This is a genomic window from Occallatibacter sp. (genome assembly GCF_049802275.1).
Classification (GTDB): domain Bacteria; phylum Acidobacteriota; class Terriglobia; order Terriglobales; family Acidobacteriaceae; genus Telmatobacter.
Genome location: NZ_JBARMD010000380.1, coordinates 1 through 7938 on the forward strand (window position 1 = coordinate 1; position 7938 = coordinate 7938).

Genomic DNA, 7938 nt, shown 5'->3' on the forward strand with positions numbered 1-7938 from the left:
TGGGCGAACGCTTGGCTTCCAGCATGTCCAGCCCAATCAGCAGCAGAATCAACCCGCCCGCAATTTCAAACGCAGGCAGAGTGATCCCGAACATCCTGAAGATCAGCTGCCCCGCCAGGGCAAAGCTGGTGAGAACGATAAAGCACGTCAGCGCAGCTTTGCGCGCCATCCGCTTCCGCCGCGCTGGATCGACGCTCTGCGTGATGGCCAGAAACGATGGAATCGCCGCGAATGGATCGACTAGAAAGAAGATAGAGCTAAGCGCCAGCACCGAGAAGCGCACCAGCGGCGCCGTGCGGATCTCGTTGAGAGCGGCAGTGGCGGGATTCGTCCAGTCGAGCATGGGTTCTGATTTCTGACCGGTCAGGCCGATTGAGTGGAAGCACTAGAGAACGTTAAAGCTTTTGATGCGGCGGTGACCATGGCTATCGTCAACCGAAGCGTTGCCCTCGCGCATCACCAGGCGAGTGTGGCAGCCAGCTTCGCGAGCAGGGTCAAGTTCGCGAACCGCATCGGAAAAGAACATGATCTCGCGCGGATCGCACCCCATGGCCGACGCGATGGATTCGTAGCTGGCGCTGGACGTCTTGGGCCCGGTGCGCGTATCGAAATAACCTGAGATCAACCCGGTCAGATCGCCAAAATTGGAGTGTCGGAAGAGCAGCAACTGTGCCGCAACCGATCCCGAAGAGTAGATGGCCACGTGCGCTGCGGTCGACCAGCGTTCAAGGGCCTTGGGAACATCTTCGAACAGGGTCCCCTGAAGTTCGTCGCGCTCGAATCCGCCCTTCCAGATGCGCCCCTGGAGACTCTTGAGGGCCGTCGACTTGCGGTCTCGATCCATCAGCCAGTTCAGGTACGAAATCGCCTCGTCCCAGTACTGCGGGTTCAGGAATTTAGGAGTGGTCTCGTCCGTTTCCAGAGCGTTCTCTTCAGCAAGCATCGTAAGGTCGCTCGCGACGCCCGGGTCACCGCAGTTCACGTGGAGAAACCGTTCAAAGTGAGCGCGCGCGTAAGGAAAAAGCTGATCGTAGACGAGCGAGATCGGCGCGATGGTGCCTTCCACATCCAGGAGAAAAAGCTTCGGCGGCCTGGGCTTGGTCATAGGCGGATGCCAGTGGCTGCGCGGGGCCCCAGGTACGCGGGACCGAAGCACAGCGGCTGGTAGCCCTGGTCGATGCCGGAGCCGGTGTAATGCGGAGTCCAGCCGGCCGTGTCCTGAAACCAGCGAATGGCGCGGATGCGGCGATCCTCGCAGAGCGTAAACCAGTGCGTCGTTCCCCGAGGGACACGCAGCATATCCCCCGGACCGACTTCCACCGAGGCAATCTTGTCGCCCAGATGCAGAAAGAAAATTCCGCGGCCGGCGAGAATAAAGCGCACCTCGTCCTCGTCGTGCGTATGCTCCTTGTCGAATCTCGCCAGCATCGTTTCGAGATTCGGCGTGGCTGGATTTACATCGATGACGTCTGCCGTGACATATCCGCCGCGCCGCTTCATCTCTTCGATTTCGACGGCGTACGCGGAAAGGACTTCGGCAGCTGATGCATCCGTACCGACCCGGTCGAGACTCCAGCACTCGTAGTCGATGCCGAGCGCGGCAAGCTCATCGCGGATGTCGGACTCGTTATCGAATGTGCGGCTCAGCTCGGGGAAGCGAAGAACTGCCATGACGTGCTCCTGATGGCCGTTGAAGGAATCGTTATTCCACGTCTCAAAATCGCGACGTGAAGCACCCGGTTTTCAAACTGATTCAGTCTTGATGGCTGAAGAGTCGCCGTCCCTCCACCTCGAAGAGGAATTCGAGTGCCTCCAGGTGACGGCGTGCTTCAGCCACCGATTCACCCCAAGTATAAAGCCCGTGACGGCTGAGCAAAACCCCGTGCGCATCGCGATTGCTGCGAAGCACGTCACGAAGGTGTTCTGCCAGCTCCGCATACTCCTGCGTGTTCTCAATGATTGGCACGTGCTCAGTGTGGTCATGCGAAGCAACGCCGGAGAGGCCTTTGAGCAACTCATAGCCGTGCAAAGGGACATGACCTGTTGAAACGAACTTGCCTGAGAGAAGCGTATTCCAGATCGTGTGCACATGCAGAATTGCCTTTGCATGTACTCGCTCCCGATAGATCACGGTGTGCAGGCTTGTCTCCGCAGAGGGACGCCCGCTTCCAGCAAGCGCGCGGCCTTCAAGATCAATCGCGAGAAGATCAGCGGGCGCAAGGGTGCCCTTGTCGAGGCCGGTTGGCGTGATGAAGATGCGGTTGCCCTCACGGACGCTGAAGTTCCCGCTGGTCGCGGGAACCCAGCCGCGTGCATAGCAGGCGCGTGCAGTGGTGCAAAGCTGATCGATCTCCTGCTCGATGGAAGGTGTTTCGGGGACCATACGTTGAAAGCAGTGTAGCAATCTCGCTTCCCTCGCCAGGCTCCTTGTGTTCCAGGATCACAGTTTCGCAAGATCTGTGAGACTGTGGGATTTCAGAGCGACGGCGAATGATGCTGAAGGGTTTGCCTACCGGCATCCGTGGGCTTCACAGTTTCACAGGGGGAGGGGGAGGGGGTGCAGAGCTTGCCAACCGCTGCCGCCGTACTCGCATGGAACTGGTCAGCAGTTTTTTTGCGCACGGCTGAGAGTGTCATCAGGACTCCTATGGCGGTTGTTCTTGATTTGATTGTGCGCCTAACGGGAACAATTCGATGCAAATCTGCTGATCAAGGCAAGCCAAATGGGTGGAGCAGGTTACGAGGCGAGGAGGAATTGCAGAACTTGACAACGCGTTGAGGTGCCACTTGCCGTGTGAGTAGTTCTCAGGCAAGTGACTTCATTGTTCGATTTCCGCAACCGACGCTCGATTGCGCCCGTCCCATATACTTAAGCGTTCTCAGTGAGGCAGCTTTTGCGGAACCCCAGCGTCGTTTTCTTGTCCGCCTTTTTCCTCCTCTCCATCCACCAGCTCGGGGCCCAGGGCAATTCCAGCACCGCACAAAAAAATGAGCCATTGCTGAAGACCACGACCCGCGCCGTGGTGGTGGATGTGGTGGTCACGAGCGGCAGCGGTTCGTCAGTCGGCGGGCTGCGACAACGCGATTTCACATTGCTCGAAGATGGCAAACCGCAGACCATCGACTTCTTTGAAGAACACACCGCAACGAATGCACCGGCGGTGATGCTGCCGCAGTTACCGCCGCATGTCTACAGCAACGAACCGGCAGTTGCGCCGAATGAAGCAGTGAACATACTGCTGCTCGACAGCCTGAATACCGAAGAAGCAGACCAGGCGTATGCACACAAGCAGATCGTGGGATTCCTCGGGAGTCTTCAACCCGGGATGCGGGTCGCCGTCTACACCCTCAACACGCGCCTGAGGCTGCTGCAGGGATTCACGGCGGATGGCGCACTGCTGCGTGCGGCCGTCGACAGCAAGGCAGCCGCTCCTGAAAAGGCGCTCGCCTCGCGCAGCCGCCAGGACAATCTGGAAGACAAGGAAGACGTCTCGATGGCCGGGGATGCGCAGTCGAGGGAGGCAGAGCAGCGATCTCTGGGGGAATACGCGCGTACACAACAGGGGCAGTCTGCTTCGATGACGCTGGCGGCTCTTCAAGAGCTTGCGCGCGCGCTCGCCGCAATTCCGGGACGAAAGAACCTGGTCTGGTTCGCAAGCACATTCCCGATCGCTCTCTTCCCCGAAGGTGACAACCGCGCAGTACTCACCGCCTTTCGTGGTCACGAACTGCCGGAGGCGTTGCGCGAGACTGTAGACATGCTGACGCAGGCTCGCGTGGCGCTTTACCCCGTATCGGCGCGAGGTCTGATGGACGATCGCACCATGAATGCGGATTCGGGCGGCCAACCGAACGGCGACAACTTCGAGAAAAATCCCTATAAGGAATCACCAGCAATCCGCGCCACTACGGCAACGATGGATCAACTGGCCACGAACACTGGCGGCAGAGCGATTTACACGACTAACGATGTATCGGCAGCGCTAACGCGCAACCTTCAGGACGGCGCCCACTACTACACGCTTTCCTATACGCCATCGAACGAGAAGATGGACGGGACGTTTCGCAGCATCGAAGTCAAGTCAATCGAGGGCAAGTACAAGCTCGCCTACCGGCGCGGTTACTACGCCGACTCAGGGTCAACGGCCACCCAGCCCACTTCCGATCCGCTGGCTCCCTTGCTGGCACCGGCAATGCCTGACGCAACGCAGATTGTGTATCGCATCGGGGTGAATCCGGAATCCCAACCTGCATCGACTGCCGCGCGAGCGGGCGGCAATGCCAAGCTGCCGGGGCCCGTCACGCGCTATCGAGTCCTCTTCCAGATCCCACGGGACAGTATGAGCTTTGCGGCAATGCCTGGGGGAACGCATGACGCGAAGATCCGGGTAGCCATCGTGGCGTACGGACGGGACGACAAGCCGGTGAATTGGACCGGAGGAGTCATGTCGTTGAGCCTCAGCGAAGCCCAATATGCGAAGGCCCGGCAAACCGGCATTGCCGCTCCCATGGAAATCGACTTGCCGCAGACGGAACTTTCGCTCGCGACCGGGATCATGGACATGAACACGCTGCAGGCGGGGACCTTGCAAGTTGCCGTGAATCCCAAGACCGATGCGCTCGCGGACCCGACCTCCCATTGACGGACCCGACCTCCCATTGAGCGGAATAGATGCCGCGCAAGGCGAGCCGCTGAGAGCCGCTCTACAATCGTTCTTTGCTTACTGACTCACAACGCGAACGCATCGTCGTGGTCCTGGTATCGCCTCGGAATCCGCTGAACATCGGCGCCGTGGCTCGTGCCATGGCCAACTTCGGCTTCAGCCGCCTGAGCGTGGTGGCCCCGTATGAGCCGCATTGGCGCGAAGCGCGCTCGGCGGTGGGGGCGCCGCAGCTGCTTGCCAATGCACATCAAGCCGCATCCCTCTCAGAAGCAGTACGCGATTGCACGCTGGTGATGGGAACGGGCACGCTCACCCATCGCAAGGCAGAGCAGCCGGTCGTACGTCTGAACGAACTCGCTTCAATGGTCGATCGGGAACTCCATAGCGGCGGACAAATCGCAGTTGTTTTTGGGCCGGAAAAGCATGGGCTGACGCGCGAAGATCTTTCCTATTGCCATGTGCTGGTGGAGATCCCGACCGATGCGCAGCAACCCTCAATGAATCTTGGCCAGGCAGCAGCGGTCTGCCTTTACGAAATGGCTACGCGGGGAGGTACATCGATCGCCGGATCGGGAACCGCGGAGGATCGAATCGACGCAGCCGCCAAAGTCTCAAACAGCCCAAAACAGGCGCCGACCTCCGGCAACCTCGATATTCTGGCTGGATTGATCGAGGAGGTCATGGTCGCCGCAGAGTATTCGCCCCGCATGATGCAGGAAGCTAACCGACACGATCTGCGCCTGATACTTCGGCGGATGGACCTGAACGCGGTTGACAGCCGGCGTGCGCTGGGACTGTTCCGGCGCATTCTGAGACGGCTTCACATCCCTAAATCGTAACGTTACAATTCGAGTCATCAATAACTTACGTGTAATAGGCATCCTTTATGATGCGGAGGACAATCTGTTAGAAGTGGCAAGACGAAAGGTAGCTTGATGCGTACGATCATCGACACTCTTCGCGGATTACCATCTCTTTTGAAGCCATTCCGTCTCGCATTAACGGCCTGCGGCATCGGCTTCCTCTGCATGACTGCCTTGGGCGTCCCTGGGCGGGGTCAGGCGGCTGCTCCTCCGCCGGACTCACCGCCGGCGCAAACCTCGCAAGCTCCAGCGGCTATGGCTCAGCCGGCCGCCTCTGGTCAGCCGGGAGTACAGGCACACCAGCCTGCTGGAGCCGAGAAAGACCCGACCCTGAGCCAGGGAGCCTTTACCGTCCAGACCGTCGGTGGCGAGATCAAAGAAGACCAGATCAAACAGCTACTGGTTGGCAAGACCCTTTACCTGCGCTCCGGTTACCAGGACAACAACCTGGAGTTTGATGAACGGGGCCGATTGCTGGGACATTCGCCGCGGGGCTCGTACACACTCAGCCAGATTCAGATCAACAAGGTGAAACTGTCGAAGCACAAACTGGAGCTCGATGGCGACCGGTACGCGCTGCATTTTCTTGGCGCCGCGCCCTTCGAGGATCCAACTGCTACAGATCGTGTGAAGATCACGCCGAAAAAGAAAACGGTTCGAATCTCCTTCGACCGCGAACAGGTTGAGACACCAAAGAAGAAGAAAGATAAGCGGAAGCATAAGGATCAGGATCAAGCGAAGGCAGCGACCGCAGTTGCAACGGTTCGGGTTAATTCGGACGCTGCTCAGGGGAACGCAACCGCATCGGTCGATCCGGCTGCAACGCAGAACCTCGCAAACGGGCATCATTCCGACGATAAAAAAGTGACAACAACGACTTCTGCGGCTCATGCTTCGCAGTTGCTGCTCGCCGCACTGGACAATGTATTTTCAAGCGGTATTGATGCGCGGATGATCGCCGCGATGCCGGATTTCTGGAAGCTCTACTACCAGGCAGCGGAGTCAAAGACGGACTATAAGCCGACAGATCCGGGCGTATTTCGTCAGAGCGCGGTGGATCAGAAAGCAAAGTTGATTTCCGCGATTGATCCGCCATCCAACGAATTCGCACAGGCGAACGGTGTGGCGGGCATGGCGCTTTATCACGCGGTGATCGGGAGCGATGGCAAGGTCGAAGAGGTGGTTGCAGCCAGGCCCATCGGTTTCGGACTCGACGAGAGCGCCGAGCAGACAATCCGCAAGGCATCATTTCAACCAGCAGTAAAGAACGGCAAACCCGTTCCGGTGTCTCTCGATGTTGTCGTTTCATTCCGAATCTATTCGAAAAGAACTTCGCAGACAGGCACGCAACAAACGAGTGTGAAGGCGGACGCGCCTGTCCTCCCGGGTCCCTATACCGTGCAAACGCAAACTGCGGCGCAAGCTACGACGGCCCAGTGAGAAGTGCCCTCCAGTCGGTGGTGAGCCAGTTGCTGCCCCTGCCTGCCCGTTACGCGGGGCCAGGTGGCTCCCACAACTCGACGCGATTGCCCTCTGGATCCCAGATCCATGCGAATCGTCCATACGCGTAGTCTTCGCGATTGGCATCGACACGGATATTGGCAGCGGCGAGCGTTGCAAGGAGTTCGTCGAGGTTGTCGACGCGAAAGTTGATCATGGCCTGCTGCGAGCCTTCGCCGAAGTATTTTGTACTCTCAGGAAAGTGCGCAAAGACGGTCATTCCCAAAGAACTTGGACCGTCAAACGCCAGGGAACCGCCATCCTGCAACGGAATACCCAGGTGCTGTGCATACCAGGCAGAAAGCTTCTCAGGATCGCTGGCCCTGAGAAAGACCCCGCCAACTCCCACCGCTTTGGCCATGGTTACTCCTCCTGCTGAATGACCTGTTCCAGCTTTGGCTTGTGTTTTGCCTGGCGGCCGGTACCTGGCTTGTCCGCGACAACACGAGAAGCTTTGGGCTGGCCGACGCGCTCGCGCGCGTTCGCCTTCACCGCCTTGGTCGCCGAAAATATGCCTGGCTTACGTTTCGTCATCGCTACGACGAGTATGGAATAAGTTAAGCGTGATGTCTAAGGTTATGAGGTTAAGCCTTTCATTGCGATGCGCGTGCAGGGTCTTTTCAGAAAAGCAGCTACCTCGAAGATTCTCGGAATTGTCTAGACATGTTTCGCGGTCTGATGGTAGATTTTGCCCCAATTGGCTGCTGCTTTCGGTGCCAATCGGAGGAAAGAAAATGAAACGAATGATTCGCTTGATGGCGCTCTCATCTGCGATCCTGGCCTTACAAGTCTGCATGGCGCAGGCGCCGGCCGGCGCACCCGCTGGTGCAACCGGACTTTGTAAAGACGGGACCTACTCCACGGCACCGAGCAAGTCGGGAGCCTGCAGCGGGCATAAGGGCGTACAGACC

10 protein-coding genes are annotated in these 7938 nt (G+C 58.5%); 4 read left to right on the forward strand and 6 right to left on the reverse strand.

All coding sequences use genetic code 11. The features are described 5' to 3' along the window. The 4 genes from WA354_RS13305 to mtnB all read right to left on the reverse strand — a co-directional run. On the reverse strand, window positions 1–343 hold a 343-nt coding region (locus WA354_RS13305; RefSeq protein WP_472813499.1), incomplete at its 3' end, for a MarC family protein. A gap of 42 nt (window positions 344–385) precedes the next feature. Then, window positions 386–1105, reverse strand: coding sequence for an acireductone synthase (mtnC, locus tag WA354_RS13310; RefSeq protein WP_472813500.1), 720 nt, complete (start codon window positions 1103–1105; stop codon window positions 386–388). Continuing rightward, window positions 1102–1671: a 1,2-dihydroxy-3-keto-5-methylthiopentene dioxygenase gene (locus WA354_RS13315; protein WP_472813501.1), complete on the reverse strand. Its 570-nt coding sequence runs from the start codon at window positions 1669–1671 to the stop codon at window positions 1102–1104. Before WA354_RS13315 ends, mtnC begins: the two co-directional genes overlap by 4 nt. A gap of 82 nt (window positions 1672–1753) precedes the next feature. Next, the gene (gene mtnB / locus WA354_RS13320) at window positions 1754–2383 is read right to left on the reverse strand and encodes a methylthioribulose 1-phosphate dehydratase (RefSeq protein ID WP_472813502.1); all 630 of its coding nucleotides are present in this window, start codon (window positions 2381–2383) and stop codon (window positions 1754–1756) included. 535 nt (window positions 2384–2918) lie between these two features. Between mtnB and WA354_RS13325 the strand changes: the two genes are divergently transcribed. From WA354_RS13325 to WA354_RS13335, 3 genes are all read left to right on the forward strand, one after another. Then, entirely contained in the window at window positions 2919–4643 is a 1725-nt protein-coding gene (locus WA354_RS13325) for a VWA domain-containing protein (RefSeq protein ID WP_472813503.1), read from the forward strand. Between the two features lie 74 nt (window positions 4644–4717). Next, window positions 4718–5503 (forward strand): RNA methyltransferase, encoded by a 786-nt coding sequence (locus WA354_RS13330; RefSeq protein ID WP_472813504.1) that lies wholly within the window; start codon window positions 4718–4720, stop codon window positions 5501–5503. A gap of 96 nt (window positions 5504–5599) precedes the next feature. Next, entirely contained in the window at window positions 5600–6967 is a 1368-nt protein-coding gene (locus tag WA354_RS13335) for an energy transducer TonB (RefSeq protein WP_472813505.1), read from the forward strand. 49 nt (window positions 6968–7016) lie between these two features. Here the strand turns inward: WA354_RS13335 and WA354_RS13340 are convergent, their stop codons facing one another. Together WA354_RS13340 and WA354_RS13345 are read right to left on the reverse strand one after the other, a co-directional pair. Next, on the reverse strand, window positions 7017–7388 hold the full coding sequence (locus WA354_RS13340) for a VOC family protein (protein WP_472813506.1): 372 nt from the start codon (window positions 7386–7388) through the stop codon (window positions 7017–7019). A 2-nt stretch (window positions 7389–7390) separates the two neighbouring features. After that, on the reverse strand, window positions 7391–7561 hold the full coding sequence (locus tag WA354_RS13345; protein ID WP_472813507.1) for a hypothetical protein: 171 nt from the start codon (window positions 7559–7561) through the stop codon (window positions 7391–7393). A 260-nt stretch (window positions 7562–7821) separates the two neighbouring features. Between WA354_RS13345 and WA354_RS13350 the strand changes: the two genes are divergently transcribed. Continuing rightward, window positions 7822–7938, forward strand: a 117-nt coding sequence (locus WA354_RS13350; RefSeq protein WP_472813508.1) for a DUF3761 domain-containing protein, incomplete at its 3' end; no start/stop codon positions are given.